This window comes from Halomonas sp. BDJS001 (assembly GCF_026104355.1).
GTDB lineage: Bacteria > Pseudomonadota > Gammaproteobacteria > Pseudomonadales > Halomonadaceae > Vreelandella.
This window is the reverse complement of sequence record NZ_CP110535.1, coordinates 664532-687078: the sequence shown is the minus strand read 5'-3', so window position 1 is coordinate 687078 and position 22547 is coordinate 664532. Positions and strand designations below refer to the sequence as shown.

General features: G+C 58.2%; 24 protein-coding genes. 18 read left to right on the top strand and 6 right to left on the bottom strand.

What is annotated here, in order from left to right; all coding sequences use genetic code 11:
* Window positions 1–18: 18 nt before the first annotated feature.
* Window positions 19–945, top strand: coding sequence for a protein translocase subunit SecF (gene secF, locus OM794_RS03340; RefSeq protein ID WP_226250486.1), 927 nt, complete (start codon window positions 19–21; stop codon window positions 943–945).
* Window positions 946–1088: 143 nt separating this feature from the next.
* On the opposite strand, the gene OM794_RS03335 is transcribed toward secF, so the two are convergent.
* Window positions 1089–1883, bottom strand: a complete 795-nt coding sequence (locus tag OM794_RS03335) for an inositol monophosphatase family protein (RefSeq protein WP_226250487.1) — start codon at window positions 1881–1883, stop codon at window positions 1089–1091.
* Between the two features lie 198 nt (window positions 1884–2081).
* Between OM794_RS03335 and OM794_RS03330 the strand changes: the two genes are divergently transcribed.
* From OM794_RS03330 to OM794_RS03250, 17 genes are all read left to right on the top strand, one after another.
* Entirely contained in the window at window positions 2082–2846 is a 765-nt protein-coding gene (locus tag OM794_RS03330) for an RNA methyltransferase (protein ID WP_226250488.1), read from the top strand.
* Between the two features lie 147 nt (window positions 2847–2993).
* Complete coding sequence (cysE, locus tag OM794_RS03325; protein WP_226250489.1) at window positions 2994–3857, top strand: serine O-acetyltransferase; 864 nt, start codon at window positions 2994–2996, stop codon at window positions 3855–3857.
* A gap of 78 nt (window positions 3858–3935) precedes the next feature.
* Entirely contained in the window at window positions 3936–4403 is a 468-nt protein-coding gene (gene iscR / locus OM794_RS03320) for a Fe-S cluster assembly transcriptional regulator IscR (protein WP_022520074.1), read from the top strand.
* A gap of 52 nt (window positions 4404–4455) precedes the next feature.
* A complete protein-coding gene (locus OM794_RS03315; RefSeq protein ID WP_226250490.1) occupies window positions 4456–5634 on the top strand; it encodes an aminotransferase class V-fold PLP-dependent enzyme in 1179 nt (392 codons plus the stop codon).
* Window positions 5635–5659: 25 nt separating this feature from the next.
* Window positions 5660–5986, top strand: coding sequence for a HesB/IscA family protein (locus OM794_RS03310; protein ID WP_088700568.1), 327 nt, complete (start codon window positions 5660–5662; stop codon window positions 5984–5986).
* A 222-nt stretch (window positions 5987–6208) separates the two neighbouring features.
* The gene (gene ndk, locus OM794_RS03305) at window positions 6209–6634 is read left to right on the top strand and encodes a nucleoside-diphosphate kinase (protein ID WP_088700567.1); all 426 of its coding nucleotides are present in this window, start codon (window positions 6209–6211) and stop codon (window positions 6632–6634) included.
* Between the two features lie 89 nt (window positions 6635–6723).
* On the top strand, window positions 6724–7923 hold the full coding sequence (gene rlmN / locus OM794_RS03300; protein ID WP_088700566.1) for a 23S rRNA (adenine(2503)-C(2))-methyltransferase RlmN: 1200 nt from the start codon (window positions 6724–6726) through the stop codon (window positions 7921–7923).
* Window positions 7924–8059: 136 nt separating this feature from the next.
* Entirely contained in the window at window positions 8060–8794 is a 735-nt protein-coding gene (pilW, locus tag OM794_RS03295) for a type IV pilus biogenesis/stability protein PilW (protein ID WP_226250491.1), read from the top strand.
* Window positions 8795–8841: 47 nt separating this feature from the next.
* Window positions 8842–9900: a RodZ domain-containing protein gene (locus tag OM794_RS03290; RefSeq protein WP_226250492.1), complete on the top strand. Its 1059-nt coding sequence runs from the start codon at window positions 8842–8844 to the stop codon at window positions 9898–9900.
* Window positions 9901–9908: 8 nt separating this feature from the next.
* Window positions 9909–11024: a flavodoxin-dependent (E)-4-hydroxy-3-methylbut-2-enyl-diphosphate synthase gene (gene ispG / locus OM794_RS03285; protein WP_265154257.1), complete on the top strand. Its 1116-nt coding sequence runs from the start codon at window positions 9909–9911 to the stop codon at window positions 11022–11024.
* A gap of 61 nt (window positions 11025–11085) precedes the next feature.
* Complete coding sequence (hisS, locus tag OM794_RS03280) at window positions 11086–12387, top strand: histidine--tRNA ligase (protein ID WP_226250493.1); 1302 nt, start codon at window positions 11086–11088, stop codon at window positions 12385–12387.
* A 106-nt stretch (window positions 12388–12493) separates the two neighbouring features.
* On the top strand, window positions 12494–13150 hold the full coding sequence (locus OM794_RS03275; protein ID WP_265154255.1) for a YfgM family protein: 657 nt from the start codon (window positions 12494–12496) through the stop codon (window positions 13148–13150).
* Window positions 13147–14316, top strand: a complete 1170-nt coding sequence (gene bamB / locus OM794_RS03270; protein ID WP_226250494.1) for an outer membrane protein assembly factor BamB — start codon at window positions 13147–13149, stop codon at window positions 14314–14316. The genes OM794_RS03275 and bamB overlap by 4 nt, the downstream gene beginning before the upstream one ends.
* Window positions 14313–15716 carry a ribosome biogenesis GTPase Der gene (der, locus tag OM794_RS03265; protein ID WP_226250495.1) on the top strand — a complete coding sequence of 468 codons (1404 nt, stop codon included), beginning with the start codon at window positions 14313–14315 and terminating at the stop codon, window positions 15714–15716. Before bamB ends, der begins: the two co-directional genes overlap by 4 nt.
* A 225-nt stretch (window positions 15717–15941) precedes the next feature.
* Window positions 15942–16556 carry a hypothetical protein gene (locus OM794_RS03260; protein ID WP_226250496.1) on the top strand — a complete coding sequence of 205 codons (615 nt, stop codon included), beginning with the start codon at window positions 15942–15944 and terminating at the stop codon, window positions 16554–16556.
* Window positions 16557–16731: 175 nt separating this feature from the next.
* Complete coding sequence (locus OM794_RS03255; RefSeq protein WP_226250497.1) at window positions 16732–17535, top strand: M48 family metallopeptidase; 804 nt, start codon at window positions 16732–16734, stop codon at window positions 17533–17535.
* 17 nt (window positions 17536–17552) lie between these two features.
* A complete protein-coding gene (locus tag OM794_RS03250; protein ID WP_226250498.1) occupies window positions 17553–17813 on the top strand; it encodes a hypothetical protein in 261 nt (86 codons plus the stop codon).
* Between the two features lie 82 nt (window positions 17814–17895).
* Here the strand turns inward: OM794_RS03250 and aroE are convergent, their stop codons facing one another.
* The 5 genes from aroE to OM794_RS03225 all read right to left on the bottom strand — a co-directional run bounded on the left by aroE (window position 17896) and on the right by OM794_RS03225 (window position 22369).
* Window positions 17896–18717 (bottom strand): shikimate dehydrogenase, encoded by an 822-nt coding sequence (gene aroE / locus OM794_RS03245; protein WP_226250499.1) that lies wholly within the window; start codon window positions 18715–18717, stop codon window positions 17896–17898.
* Entirely contained in the window at window positions 18710–19666 is a 957-nt protein-coding gene (gene hemF / locus OM794_RS03240; protein WP_226250500.1) for an oxygen-dependent coproporphyrinogen oxidase, read from the bottom strand. Before hemF ends, aroE begins: the two co-directional genes overlap by 8 nt.
* Before the next feature lie 81 nt (window positions 19667–19747).
* Window positions 19748–20305 (bottom strand): L-threonylcarbamoyladenylate synthase, encoded by a 558-nt coding sequence (locus tag OM794_RS03235; protein ID WP_226250501.1) that lies wholly within the window; start codon window positions 20303–20305, stop codon window positions 19748–19750.
* A 43-nt stretch (window positions 20306–20348) separates the two neighbouring features.
* Window positions 20349–21485, bottom strand: a complete 1137-nt coding sequence (gene dprA / locus OM794_RS03230) for a DNA-processing protein DprA (RefSeq protein WP_226250502.1) — start codon at window positions 21483–21485, stop codon at window positions 20349–20351.
* A gap of 38 nt (window positions 21486–21523) precedes the next feature.
* Window positions 21524–22369: a peptidoglycan-binding protein gene (locus tag OM794_RS03225; RefSeq protein ID WP_226250503.1), complete on the bottom strand. Its 846-nt coding sequence runs from the start codon at window positions 22367–22369 to the stop codon at window positions 21524–21526.
* Window positions 22370–22547: the final 178 nt, after the last annotated feature.

Below are 22547 nucleotides of genomic sequence, written 5' to 3'. Positions count from 1 at the left end.
AGAACTTAAGAGGTGGTAATGAAACCCCTATCACATCTGCAAATCGACTTTATGGGGCGGCGCAAGTTTGCGTACATCGTCTCGGCTGCCATGTTAATCGCGTCGATTGCTGCCATCATTATTCTACAGCTGAATTTCGGGCTGGACTTTACCGGCGGCACGCTAATTGAGGTGCGCTACGGCGCAGCCCCTTCATTAGACGCCATTCGGGTACTGCTTGAAGATAGCGGCTTTCAGGATGTCTCCGTGCAAACCTTTGGAGCCTCAACTGAAGTATTGATTCGTCTTCAGCAGGCGTTTGATGCCGACGTAGGTGGTGAGGTCGTTAACCTGCTGCGCTCCAGTGGCGATAGCGTGGATCTTGTGCGCTCTGAGTTTGTTGGCTCCCAGGTGGGTGATCAACTGCGCGACCAGAGCGGGCTGGGTATGCTGGTCGCCCTCGGCGTGGTAATGCTCTACGTCGCCTTCCGCTTTCAGTACAAGTTTGCGATCGGCGCCCTGCTGGCGCTACTGCACGATGTAGTGATTGTGGTCGGCGTTTTTGCGCTGTTTCAGCTCGATTTCGACCTTACCGTATTGGCGGCGATCCTGGCGGTTATCGGCTACTCGTTGAACGATACCATCGTGGTTTATGACCGCGTCCGCGAAGCCATCCGCACCTCGCGGATCGACGACATGCCGCAGATCTTCAACGAAGCGATTAACGCCACGCTCTCGCGCACACTGGCAACCTCGGGCACCACCATACTGGTACTGCTCGCGCTGCTACTGTTGGGCGGGGATATGATCGAGAACTTCGCCATTGCGCTGCTGGTCGGCATCGTGGTGGGTACGTTCTCATCGATCTATATTGCTGCGGCACTACTGCTACCGCTGAAGCTGTCGCGGGAAGATTTGATTCCCACCAAGAAAGAGCTCGACGAAGAAGAGGAAGAGCTGCCTTAACGGCGCACCCTTTACTCCTCTTATTTAGCCTACAAAAATGCCTCTGCTGGAAACCCAGCAGGGGCATTTTTTCGTCTTGAAAGCTTATGTCTTTAAAGCTTTTGCCTTTAAAGCTTATGTCCTGAAAGATTCAGCAGCGCTGCTTAAAAGTGCGGCGTTAACTGCTTAATCAGCGCCTTGTAGAGACGCGGCCCAGCGGCCATTAACTGCCCTTCCACTTTCACTGTGGGCTGGCCGTCCGGCGTGCCCATTAAGGCGCCCGCCTCTTTCAGGAACAGCGTGCCTACTAGCATATCCTGCTCTTCCAGGCCAAGCACGAAAGCGCTATCCACTCGCCCAGTGGCCAACTCACACAAATCCAGCAGTCCACAGCCGGTGGCCAGCAGGTTCTCTACCTGTGGGGCAAGCTGCTGTGAAACGGTTAAATAGGCAGGTAAATTGCGCGGGCGTAGCCAAACTTCCGGCAGGCTCATGGCCATACGCGTACCGGTAATGGCGGTTGGCTTGCTAACGCGCATGCGCTTGTCGTTGTGCTGGGCGCCGCGACCGCGGCTGGCGATATATTCATCGTCGGCGAACGGGCAGATAATCACTGCGTGTTCGGGACGACCTTTAATAAGACACACCACTGAGAGTGCAAAGCCCTTACCGGCGACGGCTAAATTGGAGTAGCCGTGCATTGGTTCAATTTTCCAGACGATATCCGCGCCTTCGCCTTCTCCTGCGCGATGCGGGGTGAAGCGGCCGGTAACACCGTGCTGGGGATAACCTCGCTCCAACTGCTGAACAATCGTCGCTTCGGCCTTGCGCGCCGTCTCGTCGAGCAGGCGGTCAAGGTTAAATTCATCGTGCGCGTTTTCAATACGTTCGCGTACGCGTAGGAAGTGTTCAACGGCGCCGCGTGCAGCACGCAACGTAAATTGGACCATCGGATTCATGATCGGGCCTTGTGACAGTGATGTTAAAGAACGTGATGCTAAGCATAGAGCATTAAGTAGGCGCAGGGGCCGCCTTTGGCGCGCAATTCTAGCAGACCGCTCTCGGGCATACCACCGACTCATGCTAGACTGCGCGCTTTACGCGATAATAATCACCCTCTTTATTCACCGATCCTTTTTATTCACCGAGCCTTATTCATGCTTGAGCGCATACGTATTATTTTAATCGGCACCAGTCATCCTGGTAACATCGGCGGCGTCGCCCGCGCCATGCACAATATGGGGTTGGCCGATTTGGCCCTGGTCGCTCCTCGTTGTGAAGTGATCACCCAGGACAGTATTTCCCGTGCTTCCGGTGCGGATCACCTGCTGCACCAAGCCAAAGTTCACGCCACGCTGGAAGACGCAGTAGCCGACTGCACCCTGGCGGTGGGCGCCAGCGCTCGCTCGCGCACCCTGCCCTGGCCAATGCTGTCGCCCAGGGAGTTAGCTGACCGCCTGCCTACCGAGTGCCAGGCCGCTGATGCTCGCGTGGCACTGGTGTTTGGGCGCGAAGACAGCGGCCTGACCAACGCCGAGCTACAGCGCTGCCACGCCCACGTGCATATTCCCACCAATGCCGACTTTAGCTCGCTCAATCTGGCTGCGGCGGTGCAAGTACTCGCCTATGAGTGCCGCATGGCCTGGCTAAATCAAGCAGATGGCAAAGCGGGTGCGTCCGCACCAGTGCCCAGCGATAACGATGACCTGGCCACCCACGCCGAGCTAGAGCGCTACTTCGAACACTTAGAGCGCACGCTGATTGGCATTGATTTCCACGACCCAGATCAGCCACGACAGCTAATGGCGAGACTGCGCCGCTTATACCTGCGCGCCCGCCCGGAGCGTATGGAAATGAATATTCTGCGCGGGATTTTGTCGGCCACCGAGAAGGCGGCGAACATCAAGCCACCCAAGCCGTAAACAGTGAGAACAGTAGCGTTAAACTTGAAGTTGACGCTGCACGCCCCAACTTCGCTACTCTTAACGTGATTCCACTATTGATACTCCAAGCACCCGTGGTGATATTTCAATAGCCAGACGCCGCCCTTTAACGCCAAGGAACACCTCATGTTTCAACGTCTACGTGAAGACATCAACAGCGTATTTGACCGCGACCCGGCCGCACGTAACTTTCTTGAGGTGCTGACCAACTACCCGGGCCTGCACGCCCTATTGCTGCATCGCTGCGGCCACTGGCTGTGGAAAAAAAACCTCAAGTGGCTGGCACGGACGCTATCGACATTTTCACGCTGGCTGACCGGCATTGAGATTCATCCAGGCGCCACTATTGGGCGACGGTTTTTTATTGATCACGGCATGGGCGTGGTGATTGGCGAAACAGCGTTAGTGGGCGATAACGTTACACTCTATCAAGGGGTCACCCTGGGCGGCACCAGTTGGAACAAAGGCAAGCGCCATCCCACCTTGGGGGATGGAGTCATTGTCGGCGCGGGTGCCAAAATATTGGGGCCCTTTACGGTGGGCGCTGGGGCAAAAATTGGCTCTAATGCAGTCGTCACCAAGGAAGTACCGCCGGGCGCCACGGTGGTGGGCATTCCCGGTAAAATCGTTAAACGCGCTGACCCCGATGTGGAAGAGGCGCTGGATGTAGATCCGGCACGCCGCGAAGCGATCTGTCAGAAGTTTGGCTTTGATGCCTACGGCGTCAGCCAGGATATGCCCGACCCCGTGGCCCGCTCCATGCAGGCGATGCTCGACCATATGCACGCCGTGGATGAGCGCATCGAGCGCATGTGTTCGACCCTGCGCAAGCTGGATGACAACTACCGCGACGGCCAGCTACCGGCGCTGCGTGACGAAGATTTTGCCGACATCCTGGACGAAAGCGATACCGGCTGCGCTGGCCTTGGCAAGCACTCGGCAGACGCGTCGGCCAGTGAGCAAGAAACGCTGCCGCCGCGTAATGGTTGACCAAAGCACTCAGGTTTTCCCATAATGGCAGCACATTTGCCGTTAGTGCGCTGAGCATACAGCGTCGAGGGGCTTGCCATGCGCTTGACCACCAAAGGCCGTTACGCCGTTACTGCCATGCTCGATTTAGCCTTGCATGCCCACAACGGCCCAACCAGCTTAAGCGATATCTCCCAGCGCCAAGAGATATCGCTCTCCTATTTAGAGCAGCTTTTTGCTCGCCTGCGCCGTGCAGGTTTGGTCAATAGCGTGCGCGGCCCAGGCGGCGGCTATCTGCTTTCGCAGCCGGCGGATGCCATCAGCGTTTCAAAGGTGATTGACGCGGTAAACGAAAGCGTCGATGCCACCCGCTGCCAGGGGCTTTCCGACTGCCAACAGGGTGACACCTGCTTGACCCACCATTTGTGGTGCGAGCTCTCTGTGCAGATACGCCATTTCCTTGACGATATGACCCTGGCACAACTGATGCTCCGCCCTGATGTCATACGTATTGCGTCGCGACAAAAACAGCGTGCTGAGGCAGGCATTCTCGCCTCTTCACCCTGACGCTACAGTACAGACCCGATTACCCAAAACGATCAACCGCTGGAACGTAACGATGACCACACCCACGCTGCCCATTTACCTGGACTACGCCGCCACCGCGCCGGCGGATGCCCGCGTGGTTGAGGTGATGCAGCGCTACCTGACGGTTGACCAGCTATTTGCCAACCCGGCTTCGCGCAGCCATATGTTAGGCTGGCAGGCAGAGCAGGTGATTGAGCAGGCGCGACGCCAGGTGGCCGACGCCATTGGTGCCGATCCGAGAGAGATCGTCTGGACCAGCGGCGCTACCGAAGCAGACAACCTGGCGCTGATTGGCTTTATGCGCGCTAACCGCGAGCGCGGTCTGCACTTGGTAACCTCAACTATCGAGCACAAAGCGGTGGTGGATACTGCCCATGCGCTGGAACAAGAGGGCTTCGAGGTCACCTGGCTAACGCCGGGGCGAGATGGCTGCATTCAACCCGAGCAGCTGCGCGCCGCGATGCGCGACGACACCGCGCTGGTCTCACTGATGGCGGTTAACAACGAGCTGGGCAGCATTAACGACATTGCCGCTCTATCGGCCGTTGCCCATGAGTTTGGCGCAGCGTTTCATACCGATGCCGCCCAGGCGGTTGGCCGAATCCCCCTGGACGTGGTCGGCCAGCAGATTGATCTGATGTCGCTGTCTGGCCATAAAACCTACGGCCCCAAAGGCGTTGGGGCGCTGTATGTGAAACGCCACCCGGATATTCGCGTTGAGGCGCTGATACATGGCGGTGGCCATGAACGCGGTATGCGTTCAGGCACCCTGCCGACCCACCAAATTGCCGGCATGGGTGAAGCCTTTGCGCTGATGCAGCAGCAGTACGACGAAGACAACGCCCATATTACGCGCTTGCAACAGCGCTTTCTGGACGGCCTGGAAGGCGTCGAGGGCATTTTTGCCAATACACCTCTCGACCGTGCTGTTCCCAATATTCTCAACCTGGCGTTTGAAGGCGTGGATGGAGAGTCGCTGCTAATGGCGCTGCGCGATGTTGCGGTTTCGACCGGTTCGGCGTGCAACTCTGCCAGCGTCGATCCATCCTACGTGCTGCTCGGCATCGGCACGCCCCGCGCGCTGGCACTCTCATCGCTGCGTTTTAGCTTCGGGCGCTTTACCACTGAAGCCGACATTGACCATGCGCTAACACTCATACGCCATGCGGTGAGCGGTTTACGTACACCGCCCCGTCAAGCGGCTGACTAGCTGACTATTTTAAGGAGGACGCCCCATGGCAACACTCAATATTACCCCGGCTGCCGCACAACAGATTCGCCACGTGCTCGACGAGCGCGGCCAAGGCCTTGGCCTACGCGTCTCGGTCAAGCCAAGCGGCTGCTCTGGCTATAGCTATGTGCTTGATTTTGCCGATACCGTCAATGATGACGAAGTGCATTTTGAAGCCCATGGCGCCAGCGTTTATGTCGCCCCCGATGCGGTGGAGATGCTCAACGGCAGCGAAGTGGATTACGTCAGCGAAGGGCTGAACCGCTTTTTCCGCTTCAATAACCCCAACGTCAAAGATGAGTGCGGCTGCGGTGAAAGCTTTACTGTCTAACGCCAACTTCATCGCCGGTATTCATCCCCGGGCTTAAGCGCTATAATCGCGCCCCTGGATACACAGGCTCCGGTAGCTGGGTTACGCCAGCATGCTTTTTTCAATGCACTGCTGCTTAAAAACGCTAGCTGCCGAAGCACTATTAACTGACTCATTTCTGGGCCGCCCTGGCCTTCTAGGGCGGCACTTTTTGCTTAAGCCTTTTTCAAGGAGACCATTTACATGGCTACTGAACGCACTCTTTCTATTATCAAGCCTGACGCCGTTGCCAAAAATGCCATCGGCGAGATCATTGCCCGCTTTGAAAAAGCTGGCCTAAAAGTCGTCGCAGCCAAAATGGTTCATCTCTCTGAAGAGAAGGCGGGTGGCTTCTATGCAGAGCACAAAGAGCGTCCGTTCTTTAAAGACCTGGTGGGTTTCATGACCTCTGGCCCGGTCGTTGTACAAGTGCTTGAAGGTGAAGGCGCCATCGCTAAAAACCGTGACCTGATGGGCGCGACTAACCCGAAAGAAGCGGCACCCGGCACTATTCGCGCCGATTTCGCGGAAACAATCGACGCCAATGCTGTCCATGGTTCTGACTCCCCGGAAAGCGCTGAGCGCGAAATTAGCTACTTCTTTGGCAACGACGAAATCTGCCCGCGCTAAGCCTTTAAGGTAGCGCCGCCGAATCAACTTTCGTTGCCGGCCATTTTGCGGGGGCTAGTCCCCCGCCCCTTTCTATAACGCTGACCGCCATGACCACCACTGTAGCCCAACATACGCCCGCCCCACCGACTGACGCCAATAGCTCAGATGCCGCCAGCACGCCTGCTGCAAAAGCGCCCCCTGAGCGTCAAAACCTGCTTGGCATGTCCCGCGAGCAGATGGAAGCCTTCTTTCTGTCGATTGGCGAAAAGAAGTTCCGTGCTGCGCAGCTGATGAAGTGGATTCACCAGGAAGGCAGCGATGACTTTGCTGCCATGACGAATCTCTCCAAAGCGCTGCGTGAAAAACTGGCCAGACTGGCAGAGATACGTGGCCCTGGGGTTGTCTATGAAGGCACCTCCAGTGATGGCACCCGTAAGTGGGTGTTGGAAGTGGAGGATGGCAGCTATGTAGAAACGGTGCTGATCCCGGCGGAGAACGGCAAGCGCCGCACGCTATGCGTTTCCTCCCAGGTCGGTTGCTCGCTGGACTGCAGTTTCTGCTCCACCGGCAAACAGGGCTTTCAGCGCAACTTGACCGCTGCTGAAATTATCGGCCAGGTGTGGGTCGCTCAGCGCAGCGTTGGCCCGCGGCGGGATACGGCGAACCGTCCGGTGACCAACGTGGTAATGATGGGCATGGGCGAACCGCTGCTCAACTTCGATAACGTTGTGCCCGCCATGAAGCTGATGCTCGATGACAACGGCTATGGCTTGTCCAAGCGCCGTGTGACGCTGTCGACCTCTGGCGTGGTGCCGATGATCGACAAGCTTGGCGACGAAATGGACGTTAGTCTGGCGATTTCACTGCATGCGTCGACTGACGAATTGCGCAATGAGCTGGTGCCCATCAACCGTAAGTACAATATTCGCGCGCTGTTGGATGCTTGCCACCGCTACCTCTCCAAGTGCCCGGATAACCGTCAGGTCACCATTGAGTACACGCTGATCAAGGACGTCAATGATCAGCAGGAGCACGCCGAGCAGCTTGCTGCACTGCTTAAAGAGCTGCCGTGCAAGATCAATTTGATCCCTTTTAACCCGTTTCCCAACTCTGGATACGAAAAACCGTCGCGCAACCAAGTGATGCGCTTCCAGCAGTGGTTATATGATTTAGGCTACAACGCGACGGTAAGAACGACCCGAGGTGAAGATATTGATGCCGCTTGTGGTCAGTTGGTTGGTCGCGTGAAAGACCGCACCAAACGCAGTGCACGCTATATCCAGTCAGTACAGCTTGATGCGGACTAGGGTAAAGGGTAGAAAACCGGCCTTGTCTTGACTTCCGCTTGGCACGGCGCTTTGATGGTCACGGTTTTTATTTAGATGAACACTGTTGTATGTATTGCCTTACGAGCTGTTGGACGTTCACCACACGAGGATTTACATGATCGCTCACTGCAGGCGCCAACACCCATCACGGGTGCCCATGCTCACCGTACTGATCGGTAGCTTGTGGCTGGCCGGCTGTGCCTCGTCCAACAACCATACAGCGCAAACCAATCCCGCGGCGGCAGACGCTTATACCCAGCTAGGCGTTGCCTATCTGGAGCGTGACAATCTTCCCCGCGCACTCAACGCACTGGATCGAGCGCTTGAAATTGCCCCACGCCATGCCGAAGCACTGCAGGCACTGGCCCTGGTTTACCAGCGTCAGGGCGAAAGCGACCTTGCCAACGACTATTTTCAACAGGCGGTGAATGCCGAACCTGACTTCACCCGCGCCCGTAATAACTATGCCGCATTCTTGTACGGCCAGGGCCAGTTCAATGCCGCCTGTGAGCAGTTAGAAACCGCATCACAGGATGCCCAGTACGCCAACCGTGCCCAGCTGTTTACTAACCTGGGGCAGTGCTACCTGGCGCTGGAAGAATATGACAAAGCGCGTGCTCGGTTGGAGCGCGCGCAAAGTATTGATCCGCGTAACTCACGCGGCTATTTAATGTTAGCTGAACTCGAATATTCGCAGGGCAATTACTCTCAGGCCTGGGCACCGCTGCAAACCTATTTACAGCTTGCCGAGCCCGACCAAGCAGCGCTAAGAATGGCGGTTGATATCGCACAGAAGCGCGGCGAGCATAGCGTCGCCGCCGAATACCAGCGCCTGCTTGGCAACGACTGACTGATAGACGCCCTGATCACCGCTTATTTAATGAAGGATGCTCAGCCATGAGCGATACACAGTCACAAGAAAACGTCATTGATAGCCCAAGCACTCACGTTACACCCACTAGCGCCTCTCCTGGCGAACTACTTGCACGCCAGCGCGAGCAGTTGGGCATTCCGCTCACCGACGCGGCCCGGGCGCTCAACTTGCGCCCCGCCGTGGTGGCAGGGCTTGAGCGGGATGACTACCAAGAGATTCCTGTCGCTACTTATCGCCGCGGCTACCTGCGCTCTTATGCCAAATACCTGGGCATGGATGACCGGCTGGTGCTTGAGGCTTATCAAGCCCGTAGCGGCGCCACCGACACCGAACGCAAAGTCACCCCGGTCTCCACTGCCAGGCCGCCCTCCCGCATTGGCGCTTGGCTGTTTAAGCTGGTGACTCTGCTGGTCATTGTGGGGCTCATTGCCGTCACCGTGATGTGGTGGCAGAGCCGGGGGGGTAACGAGCCGCCGGGCTTTGGCTCCACTACCCCGGAAGAGACCGCTACTGCACCAGCAGAACCTGCCAGTGAAGCAGCTGAAACAGAAGAGAGCGACGGTTCAAGCTTCACCAGTGGCGACGAAAGCGCGACGCTGCCCAGTAATGCCACCAACGTCACGCCTTCATCGACGGCTGAGCAAGATCAAGCTCCTAGTGCGCAGGATGACGCTGACGCCATTGCAGGGCTGGACGAGTCTATTCTGGATAGCGACAGCGGCGCTGACGCCGAAAGCGATGAACCGAGCAGCACTGGCCAGGGTGAAGGTGAGCAGAGCGCTACCGAGCAGGACAGCGCCGAGAGTGAGCAAACCGCTGGCACCGAGCAAACCGCCAATGCCAATGTCCTTGAGCTGACGTTTAACGAGCAGTCATGGACGGAAATTTTTGATGCCACCAACCAGCGCGTCTTCGTTGGCCTACAAACGCCCGGCACCTCGACGACCGTCGAGGGTGAGCCCCCGTTTCGTTTAACCGTGGGAAATGCCACCGGCGTCGAACTGCGCTACCAAGGCGAGGAAGTCGACCTTCCCGCCCGCGCAGGCGCCAACAACGTCGCCCGATTTACCTTGGGAGAGTGACCCGTCTTATGCACGCCCCTTCTCCGATAAAACGCCGCCATTCCCGCCAGATTCAGGTCGGAAACGTCGCGGTGGGCGGTGATGCCCCCATTGCCGTTCAAAGCATGACCAATACCAACACCCTGGATGTCGCCGCGACCATGGCCCAAATCCAGCAGCTGGAAAAAGCCGGTGCGGATATCGTGCGCGTCTCAGTGCCCGATATGGACGCCGCCGAAACCTTTGGTCAGATCAAAAAGCTGGTCAATGTACCGCTCGTTGCCGATATCCATTTTGACTACAAAATCGCCCTACGGGTCGCCGAACTCGGCGTTGACTGCCTACGCATCAACCCAGGCAACATCGGCCGTGAAGACCGGGTACGCGCGGTGGTTAGCGCCGCCCGCGACCATGGCATTCCGATCCGGATCGGCGTCAACGCAGGGTCGTTGGAAAAAGACCTGCAGAAGAAGTATGGCGAGCCCACCCCAGCAGCGCTGGTGGAATCCGCCATGCGCCATATTGATTACCTGGATCGCCTGGATTTCCCCGACTTCAAAGTCAGCGTCAAAGCCTCGGATGTGTTTATGGCCGTGGCCGCCTATCGCGACCTTGCCGCACGCATCGAACAACCGCTGCACTTAGGCATTACCGAAGCGGGTGGACTGCGTTCGGGCACGGTAAAATCATCGATTGGCCTGGGCATGCTGCTGATGGACGGCATCGGCGACACGATTCGCGTCTCGCTGGCGGCCGACCCGGTGGAAGAGATCAAGGTCGGCTTTGATATGCTGCGCAGCCTCAAACTGCGCTCTAAAGGTATTAACTTCATCGCCTGCCCCAGCTGCTCGCGGCAGAATTTTGACGTTATCAGCACCATGAACCAGCTCGAAGAGCGGCTGGAAGACGTGATGACGCCGCTCAACGTCTCAGTGATCGGCTGCGTGGTCAACGGCCCCGGCGAAGCCAAAGAGACCGATATCGGCCTGACCGGCGGCAGCCCCGCCAACCTGGTGTATATCGACGGCAAGCCCGCCAGCAAACTGCGTAACGACCACCTGGTAGATGACCTGGAGCAGCTGATTCGCGAAAAAGTGCGCGAAAAACAGCAGCAGCAAGACGCGATGATTGCCCGCAGCGTTTAACCGCTGGGGCTGGCTGCCAGCCTGGGTGAACCACGCCTGATGGCAGAATAAGGAGTTTTCTTTGAGCAAGTCCGCCGTTAAAAAGATTCAAGCCATTCGTGGTATGAACGACCTACTGCCCAGCGATAGCCCACGCTGGCAATTTTTTGAAGCCAAAGTACGCCAGTTGATGCTGCGTTATGGCTTTAATGAAATTCGCACGCCTATCGTTGAGCAAACCGCGCTGTTTGCACGCTCGATCGGTGAAGTCACCGATATCGTCGAAAAAGAGATGTACACCTTCGACGATCGCAACAGCGAGAGTTTGACCCTGCGCCCCGAAGGCACCGCCAGCTGCGTGCGCGCGGCCATGGAGCACGGCCTGCTGTACAACCAGACTCAGCGGCTGTGGTACCAGGGGCCGATGTTCCGCTATGAGCGCCCGCAAAAAGGCCGCTACCGCCAGTTCCACCAGATTGGCGTTGAGACCTTCGGTTTTGATGGTCCGGATATCGACGCCGAGGTGATCCTGCTTTCGGCACGCCTGTGGCAAGAACTGGGGTTGATGGAGCACGTCACCCTGGAGCTTAACTCGCTGGGTTCCTCTGAGGCGCGGGCGGCTTATCGGGATACGCTGGTCGGCTACTTCGAGCAGCACCTAGACATCCTCGATGAAGACTCCAAGCGCCGTTTAACCAGTAATCCACTGCGTATTCTTGACTCAAAGAACCCGGCCATGGCGGAGATGCTCGACGCCGCGCCACAGCTGATGGATCACCTGGATGACGAATCCCGGAAACACTTTGAGCAGCTCACCAAGATGCTCGAAGCGGCGGGAATACATTATGTGATTAATCCGCGCCTGGTGCGTGGGCTCGACTACTACTGCCGCACCGTCTTCGAGTGGACGACGACGGCACTGGGCAGCCAGGGTACCGTCTGCGCTGGCGGGCGTTACGATGGCCTGGTCGAACAGCTGGGCGGCAAGCCAACCCCGGCAGTGGGCTTTGCCATGGGTATTGAGCGGCTGATCCTGCTACTCGACACCCTTGAGCTGATTCCCGCGGACGCCCTGGGCGGCTGCGATGTCTACTTGCTGCCCATGGATGATAGCGCCACCACGGCCGCCATCACCCTGGCGGAGCAACTGCGTGGCGAGCTGCCTGAACTGCGACTGCAGCTTCATTGCGGCGGCGGCAGTTTTAAAAGCCGCATTAAAAAAGCCGATAAGAGTAGTGCCTCAATAGCTATCCTGCTCGGCGAAGATGAAATCAACCAGCAGTCGGCCACCGTCAAATTTCTGCGCGACGACCGCGAACAGCAAAGCGTCTCCCAAGCAGCATTGGGTCACACGCTGCGCGAACTACTAACCACTGACGCGTAAGCCCAGGCCGCGCGTATAAGCTTGGCAGGCGGCTAGCCTGCTCGAACACGACTGTTTGCACATATGAACATTTTGCATGTGAACATCTAGAAATAGGAGCCCGCCCGTGGTGGAGCTGAGAAGCGAAGAAGAGCAGCTAGACGCCGTCAAGCGCTGGTGGAAAGAGAACGGCATGTCGTTGATTGCAGGCGCTGTCCTGGCAGCGGCGGGGGTATTCGGCTGGAACGCCTGGCAAAACTATCAACAGGGCCAAGCCGAAGCAGCCTCCATGCGCTACCAACAGCTGGTCAATATGACCGCTGGCGACGAGCTTGACGAAGAGCAGTTGGCAAGCGCCCGGGAAATGGTCAGCGAACTGACCGACGAGCATGGCAAAACGCTCTACGCCGAACTCGCTCTGCTGCTTGATGCACGTCTGGCGGTTCAACAGGGCAATTTGGAAGGCGCGCGAACCGCACTGGAAAGCGCAGCCAACTCCTCACGCCGCTATGTGCAGAGTCTTGCGTGGCTGCGGCTGGCCCGAGTCGAGCTCGCTGACGGCAACCCGACCCAGGCACTGGCGCTGCTAGACGAGCCGATTAGCGACGCGCTAGCGGCCCAACGCGCCAACGTGCGCGGCGATGCCTTTTTCGCCCAGGGCGATACCGAGGCGGCCCGCGAGGCATGGGAGACCGCTCTGCAACTGGCACAAACTCAAGACCAGCCGCTTTACGGCGTGCAGTTCAAGCTTGATGATCTCGGCGCTGAGGAGGCGACACAATGACGTTTGGTAACCCAACGAAACAGCTAGTACGCGCAAGCTTAGGCGCGCTGTCGCTGGCCCTGCTGGTCGGTTGCGCGAGCAAAGGCGAACCTGCTTATACACCTAAAGAGCTGCGCAGTTTCGACGAAACTTCCTCGTTAGAGACGCAGTGGCGGCGCAATGTGGGCGATGGCCTGGGCCATGCCCGTTACCCCATCGCCCCTTCCCGTGAAGGCGACACCGTGTTTGCGGCAGATGCCGAAGGTGTGGTGATGGCGATGAACGCCGATAGCGGCGACGTCGAGTGGAAAATCGACCTGGATACGCCTATTTCCAGCGCGTTAACGGCGATTGCCGGTCAGGTTTACCTGGCCAGCGGAAACGGTGAAGTGATTGCGTTGGATCAACGTGACGGCAGCGAAGAGTGGCGCTCACGGGTCTCCAGCGAAGTACTCGCCGCGCCCCAGGCTAACCAGCAACTGCTGGTCGTACAAAGTGTCGATGGTCAAGTGACTGCTTTGGATCGCGCCACGGGTTCAGAGCGCTGGGTATACACCAGTTCACAGCCGTCACTCACCCTGCGCGGCACCGGTACGCCGATGGTCATTGATCCGGTCAGTTTCGTTGGCTTGGCCAATGGCCGCCTGGCCACCCTGGATAACCGCAGCGGCCAGCCGCTGTGGGAGATGCAGATAGCCACCCCACGCGGGCGGAGCGAAGTAGAGCGCTTGGTTGATCTTTCCGGCCAGCCGATCATCAGCCCCGATGGCCGCCTGTTTGTGACCAGCTATAACGGCCGTGTGGTGGCGCTGGAAGCGACCCAAGGTGACGTGCTTTGGGAAGCGGATCTCTCCAGTCGTCATACCCCGATTCTGGTTGGCGACTTCCTGTTTGTGGTCACCGATGACAGCCAGGTGGTCGCTCTCGACGCTAATAGCGGCCGCGAAATTTGGCGCAACGACGATTTAGAAGATCGCTGGTTGACCGCCCCGGCCTTCGCCGATGGCCGCTTGGTCTTTGGTGATTTTGAAGGCTATCTACACCTGATCGATGCACGTGAAGGCAACATCGTCGGCCGTACTCGGGTGCACAGCTCGGGCATTAGCGTTCGTCCGGTCACGGAAGGCAGCACCATTCATGTCCAGGCCAACAACGGTCGCCTGGAAACCCTGGAAGTAACTCCATGACACCCGTCATTGCTTTAGTCGGTCGCCCCAATGTGGGTAAATCGACGCTGTTTAACCGCCTAACGCGCTCGCGTGATGCACTGGTGGCCGACTTTCCTGGCCTCACCCGCGACCGCAAGTACGGCAATGGCATGCTGGGCGATAAGGTCTATACCGTGATTGATACCGGCGGTATCAGCGGTGACGAAGAAGGCATCGACGCCGCCATGGCGGAGCAGTCACTCGCCGCCATTGATGAAGCCGATATCGTGCTGTTTATGGTCGACGCTCGCGCCGGCCTTATCGCCGCTGACCAGGCGATTGCCAACCACCTGCGGGTTAATCAGAAAAAAACCTGGCTGGTGGTGAATAAAACCGACGGGCTGGAAGAGCATTCGGCTATGGGCGACTTCTGGTCGCTCGGCCTCGGCGACCCCTGGCCCATTGCGGCCGCCCATGGGCGCAACGTTTCCACTCTGATTGATGTGGTACTCGAACCGTTTCCCGAACGTGATGCCAGCATTCCCGCGGACACCGGCAGCAAAGGCATTCGCATTGGCGTCATTGGTCGCCCCAACGTGGGTAAATCGACCCTGGTCAATCGCCTGCTGGGCGAAGATCGGGTCGTCGTATTTGATGAGGCGGGCACTACCCGCGATGCCATCGAGATTCCTTTTGAGCGCCGCGGCAAGCCCTATGTACTGATTGATACCGCGGGTATTCGGCGGCGCAAGAACGTGCGCGAAATCGCCGAGAAGTTTTCCATCATCAAGACACTGGATGCGATCAAAGAGTCCCATGTGGTGATCATGGTACTGGATGGCTCCAGCGGTCTGGTGGAACAAGACCTGCACCTGCTCGACTACGTATTGACCACCGGTCGTGCGCTGGTACTGGCGGTGAATAAGTGGGACGGCCTGGAAACCGAAGCCAAGGATAAAATGCGCACCGAGGTGAAGCGCCGCCTGGGCTTTGCGGATTACGCCGAGCTGCACTTTATTTCGGCCCTGCACGGCACGGCGGTGGGTGATCTCTACCCCTCGATTGATCGCGCCTTTGCCGCCGCTAATGCCCATTGGTCTACCAACCGCCTCACCACCCTGCTCCAGGACGCGGTCAGCCAAAACCCACCGCCGATGGTACACGGGCGACGCATTAAATTGCGCATGGCTCACCAGGGCGGCAGCAACCCGCCGATTATCGTCGTCCACGGCAACCAAACCGAAGCACTGCCGGAAGCCTACCGTCGCTACCTGACCAACACCTTCCGCAAGGTGCTCAAGGTACGTGGCACGCCGATACGCTTCGAGTTTCGCTCGGGCAGCAACCCGTTCGATAACATGGCGGGCGCCAGCGACAAAGAGAAAGCCAAAAAGCGCGAGCTGAACCGCACTAAAGAGGCGCGCAAGAGCCGTCGCTAGAACGTCTAGTTTATTGCTATTTGAATTCGCCCGCTTGTATCGTCAAGCGGGCGTTTTGGTTCTAGCCTTAAATAAGCGCCTGAGCGCTCAAATTCTCTTGACAGAAAATGACTTCGGCCCTCAAATAGCCGCGTTTATTAGCCCGAACCTAGTAAGTTCGCATCAATACCTTACGCTTGGCATTGTTATATCCCACTACCTTACGCCCTACTTAAGGGGAGTCTTATGCTTTATATTGCTCGCTACTGGCGTTGGCTGACCCTGTTTGGCTTTGCCAGCCTGCTCACGGGCTGTCTCGCTCTCCCCCAAACCGGCCTGTTTGCGTTTCGTTTGGCGGTAACCTCACTGGGGGTCGAGGATGTTCGCATTGGGCCTTACAGTATCAATGCGGGGCTAGATACAAGTGATCTAACCAGCCTGATTGCTTCCAGCCTTGGCGCTGGCAGCCTGCCCGTTCAGGCCACCATTGCCATGGGACTGGGCTTACCCGCAGGTATGCCCCCGGTGGAGATGTCGGGCTTTCGCTGGATGCTCGACATGCCTGGCGTTGATCCTGTGGAAGGTAACTATGAACAGGACGTCACGCTGACCTCTGGCGACGATGCCAATTTACGCCTACCGGTTGCCTTTGATGTTCTCGCCACCGACACCCAACGCATGGCGCCCGTGCTGGAGCTTGCCAGCCAGCTGGCCTCCCAAGGCGAGCTACCGCCCGGCAGTCAACTGGCCATCACGCCAGGGGATCTGCGCGGCTTAGGCATGCGGCTTCCTGCTGGTTTGCTAACGCCCACCATTCGACTAAACGTAGGTGCCGACGGGCAGTTAGTCCCCCAGCGTTGAGGATTTGTGTCTAGGAGCTTGCAGCCGATCGTCTGCGACCTAGCCTTGGTTCAGAGGTGGCCAATTCAGCATCCATACTCATCCTCTAGGTGGGTTATGATGGGGGGATTGATTTACTGCTATCAGCGGTTATCTTGTGTCCAAGAAACCTATCCGTCTAGAAGGAAACCGTCTTATGCGCTGGCTTCGCCCCCTTGCTATTACCGCACTAAGTGCGTCTATCGCCGCTTGTACTACCTCGCCTACCGGGCGCTCACAACTGTTGTTGCTCTCGGATAGCGAACTAAACGAGATGGGCCGTCAGGCATTCACGCAGTATCAGCAGGAACTACCCACGGCCGATCAGGCCAGTCATCGCTACGTGCAGTGTATTGCCGACGCCATCGTGGCGGAGCTCCCCGCCCAACAGCAACAGCTAGATTGGCAAATTCGCGTATTTAAATCCGAACAACCCAATGCCTTCGCGCTACCCGGCGGCTATATGGGCGTGAATACCGGCATGCTGGATATTGCCACTAGCCAAGACCAGTTGGCTTCCGTAATTGGTCACGAAATTGGTCACGTACTGGCCAATCATGCCAATGAACGCGCCTCTACCGAGAGCGCCACCTCGTTAGGCCTGTCAGTTATTTCCAGTAGCTCGGGCATGCAGTCCGCCGGAGGTCAACAATTGATGGGCGTACTCGGTATGGGCGCGCAGTACGGCATTGTACTGCCGTTCTCACGAGCCCATGAGAGTGAGGCAGATGTCATCGGCCTGGATCTAATGGCACAGGCCGGTTTTGATCCACGTGAAAGCGTTACCCTGTGGGAAAATATGCAGGCGGTTTCGGGCGGCGCATCACCGCCTCCCTGGATGTCGACCCACCCAGGACAGGGCCAGCGCATTGAAGGCCTGCAAGCCAATATGGATCGTGCCCTGGCCCGCTATGAACAGGCGCGCAGCAGTGGTCGCACCCCCAACTGCCCACGTCCTTAACGGCGCTTGAGGTTTAAATGGTTAAGCTGGGTTTACTGCTGCTGGTATTGCCGCTGTTTGTGCTAATGGGCGTCTACTTTTGGGAGCTCAACGACGTCCGTGCGTGCCAGCTTGATGGCGGCCATTGGGACTATCTCGAGGGGGTCTGTCGCGACACGCCACAGCCGTTTGTCTCCTGGCTCCAACGCTCGCCGCTGTTAGTTAATGGCGGCATGCTGCTTTCAGTAGTGGGGCTGGCGATGTGTACGGTGGGGTTGTACGTTAAGCGCGCTAAGTGAAGCGTATTTAGCAGGGTCACTAAACAACGGGGGCGGATACTGTATCCGCCCCCGCTTTTTTAGCAGCGTTAGTTGGATGCGGCTATGAATAGTTAAGTGATTGCCGCAGCATTTCGCGCACGGACGCGGTTTCAGGACGCACATTGCGCCACAGGAAAAACGACTCGGCGGCCTGTTCGACCAACATGCCCAATCCGTCGAGCAGTTTCGCCCCCCGTGGGCCCGCCCACTGTAAAAACACGGTCGGCTCGGATCCGTACATCATGTCGTAGGCCCAGGCGTTAGCATTAAACAACGTATCCGGCAATGGCGGTAAATCGCCTGAGAGGCTGGCGCTGGTGCCGTTAATCACTACATCAAATGTACCGTTCACGGTATCAAAACCGCCGCCGCGGATAGACCCTAGATCGGCAAAATCGCTGGCCAATTGCTCGGCTTTGGCGGCGGTGCGATTAACCACGACGACTTGCCTGGGCTGCTCGGCAAGCAGTGGCTCCAGAATACCGCGCACAGCGCCACCGGCGCCTACCACCAATATACGCTTTCCCGCTAACGCCACGCGGTGATAGGCCAAATCGCGTACCAAGCCAATGCCATCGGTGGTATCGCCGTAGGTACGGCCATTGCCGCCCAGAATCAGCGTATTCACCGCCCCCGCACGACGGGCGCGGTGACTCAAGGTGTCGCACAGCGCGAAGGCATCCTCTTTGAACGGCACGGTCACGTTGGCACCCCGCCCCCCCGCATCGATAAAGGCGCGCCAGGCACTGGCAAAGCCATCCACCGGCGCCTCTTCAGCGCTGTACTCAAGCGCCTGCTGGGTTTGATGGGCAAACTCGGCGTGGATCTGCGGTGATTTCGAGTGCTTGACCGGATTGCCAAACACGCAGTAGCGATCAGTCATGATGGCTCTCCGCTATGGGTTGGGAGACATCTCCAGCAAATTCACCGAGCCAGTCACGGGGTTGCAAGAACGCCTGCAAACGCGCTTCGGCGCTACCCGGCTCTGGCTCAAAAGCATACTCCCAGCGCGCCATTGGCGGCATAGACATCAAAATTGACTCCGTGCGCCCGCCGCTCTGTAGCCCGAACAGCGTGCCGCGATCCCATACCAAATTGAACTCCACGTAGCGGCCACGGCGGTAGAGCTGAAAATCCCGCTCGCGCTTGCCCCAGGCGTCATTTTTGCGACGCTCAACGATGGGTAGATAAGCCGCTAAGAAGCTGTCGCCCACCGCTCGCTGAAGGGCAAAACAGTCGGCAAATTCACCTTCGTTCAGGTCATCGAAAAACAGTCCGCCTACGCCGCGGGTTTCATCGCGGTGTTTGAGGTAGAAGTACTCGTCGCACCAGGCTTTATAGCGCGCATAAACGTCGTCGCCAAAGGGCTCGCAGGCGGCTTTTGCCACTTGGTGCCAGTGCACCACGTCTTCCATCACGGGATAAAACGGCGTTAGGTCAAAGCCGCCGCCAAACCACCACACCGGCGGCTCGCCGGCTTTCTCGGCAATAAAGAAGCGCACGTTGCCATGGCTGGTGGGCACATGGGGATTTTCCGGGTGTAGCACCCAGGAAACACCCACCGCGTGAAAGCTGCGCCCGGTCAGTTCAGGGCGCGCGGCGGTGGCCGAAGGCGGCAACTGAGTGCCATAGACATGGGAAAAGTTGACGCCACCCTTTTCAAACACGCCGCCATGGGTCATCACCCGTGATCGACCGCCGCCCCCCTCTGCACGCTCCCAGCTATCTTCCTGGAACTGTGCAGCGCCATCGGCTTTCGCCAATCCGGCGCAGAGCCGATCCTGCAGATCAAGAAGGTAGCGTTTAACGTCATCAAGGTGCTCGTGGGCCACGGGAACTCCTGGGGCATTGGTGGGTGGTAATGGGTAAATAGTGAATAGTGAATGGAGAATAGTAAGTCGTTAGAGAGCCGGTTAAGAGCGCATGATTTTACCGGTGGCCAGGTCTCTAATGGTGCTGGGCTTAGCATTGCCGCCTAGCTCGCCTTGCACCACATGAGCCACTTCATCGCCAAAAATTTTAGTAATCTCGTCAGCGCTCATGGCGGGCGGCTCCCCCGAACGATTGGCCGAGGTGGAGACCAGCGGGCCCCCAAAGGCTTCGCACAAGGCTTTCATTACCGGGTGGTCGGTCACCCGCAGCGCTACACGGTCGTGGGCACCGCGCACCAGCCCATGGCTGCGACCATAATCAGGCACTAGCCAGGTATTGGGCCCCGGCCAGCTTGCCGCCAGGGGCGCATGCATCGCAAGGGGGAGCTGGCTCAGCCAGGGTTGAAACTGGGCCACATTAGCAGCAACGAGGATAACGCCTTTGGCGGGGTCGCGCTCTTTCATGCGCATTAGATGGGCTAAGGCTGCGTCGTTTTCGGGGTCACAGCTCAGCCCCCAAACCGCTTCGGTGGGGCAGGCAATCACCCCACCGGCACGTAACGCGCTAATCGCAGGGGCTAGATCGGTCGCCAAACTCATGCTCTCTCCTCACGGCTAACATGCCTTTAATGGCTTTATCCTATCATGGCCTTGGCAGCCGCACCCAGCCTCCCGCCTGCTGGGTTACCCACCCCTCTAACTCCAGCATCAGCAAGCGCTGCTGGCAGTCGCTGACCGCCACACCGGTGGCGTGCACCAACAGATCAATCGGCGTCGGCGTGGCCGAGAGTGACATTAATAAGGGGTCGGGCAAGGTCTCGGGCAGCGGCGCTTGTTCAGGTGGTTTTTCGGCTTGCTCGGGTGAGGTTGGCTGAGTGGCGTCATCGGACGGGATAAACGCCTCCGCCCAGTGGCCAAGATCGCTAATGATGTCGTCGACACTGCAGGCCAGGTGGGCGCTGCCCTGACGCAGCAGTGTCAGGCAGCCGCGGGCCTGGACGTTGTGCAGCGAGCCGGGCAGCACAAACAGCTCCCGATCTTGCTCTAAGGTGAGCCGCGCGCTCACCAGCGAGCCGCTTTTTTCGGTGGCTTCGACCACTAACGTGCCGAGTGAGAGGCCAGTAACGATTCGATTACGGCGCGGAAAAAATGCCGGGCGGGCCACGGTGCCTGGCGGATGTTCCGACACCACCAGGCCACCGGGTAGAGAACTAAGCTGCTCGTGAAGATCACGGTGGGAGGCGGGATAGATCACATCCACACCGCAACCGAGTACGGCAATTGTGCGCCCACCGGCATTCAGGGCCGCCCGCTGGGCTACGCCGTCAACCCCTAACGCCATGCCGCTGACCACACACCAACCGCGGCGGGCCAGATCTCGGGCAAAAATTTGCGCATTGTGGTTACCTTCGCCGGTTGGACGGCGCGTGCCGACTATAGCAAGTTTGGGGCCCTCCAGGGCGTCAAGATCCCCCTGGGCCCAGAGCACCACGGGTGGGTCGGGCAACTCATTTAACAGCGCAGGCCAGGCGGGGTGGTCGCGATGCAGCACATGGCGACTTGGGCCGCTCTGCTGCCACGCCAGGGCCTCATCAACCACCTTTTGCAACGAGCTGCGGGCGGGATGTTCAAGCCACAGGCGCAACTCGCTGGCTGCACGGCTGGGCAGCGCTGCCAGCCAGCCTTCCGGCCACTGCGGCTGACGAGCTAATAATTGCGCAATTCTCAGCGCCCCCATACCCGGCAACGCATTGACCACCAGCCACGCCTGGGCGTCCATACTCCCTCCTATCTTTAAACGTCTTGATTTACCGCCCGTTAGTTCGTCGCTGACCCAACCTCATCGCCCACCTCCAGCATCCGTGACGCCTGGGTCACCAAGGCATAGCTGACGCGATCATAGGGCTTAAATACCATCACTGTGCCCGCTTCACTGCTCGGCAACTGAACCAGTTCTTGGGTACGCGGGTCGTTAATCAGCTCACCCTGTTGATTGACTTGCAGCACATGACCCGCCTGTAACCCATCCAGGGTGCCAAGATCCAGCGCGACGATCTGGAAACGGCCAATAAAGCGCACGCCACCTGGCACGGCAATCACATGACCTTCGACGGCATTGAGCGGCGCACGGGGCAAAAACTCCTCGCTCAGCTCGCGCGCCTCCAATGGCAACACGATATCGTTAACCCGTACTTCCTGATGGGAGCTAACGACGTCAAGCTGCGCAATATCGCCGTCACTGCTGACATGGCGAGCGAGGCCCACGTTAATCAGCTCTAAGCCCAGCGGCGTGCCATCCATTGCCAGGTAGGGCTCCGACTGCCGATAGATGCCCAACTGACCATGGCGTGGCACATCACCCCGCACGTATAACCGATCCCCCGCACCGCTGATCAAGCGGCGATCATCTCCCGCCACTACGTAGGCCAGCTCCTGCAACGCCTCGGCATCATCGACAACGCGGTGCTCGCGTAGAAAGGCTCGCGCTTCCTCCAAGACGATAGGTTCGATCGCTTCACGATGGGGCAAAGTACGTACCTGCGGAGAGAGTTTTATGACGCTTTGATCACGCTCCCCAGCAGCGGCATCGACACTCAAAAGCAGCACTGCACTCATCAGCAAACCGCTTAAAGCTAACCGATAGGCGTATTGCTTTACCGCCATTCTGCTCTCCCCCAATAAAATGCATCAGCGCGATGATTATGTTGCTGCTGAAACCCTGTGCGTATCGGGTGCGCATGCCCAGAAACGTTGACAGCATGTTATAGTGACCCATCATAAAGTACCTAGGTTAGAAGACGCTCGTCACTGCCTAGCTTGACTTAATTCAGACTCAGCATAA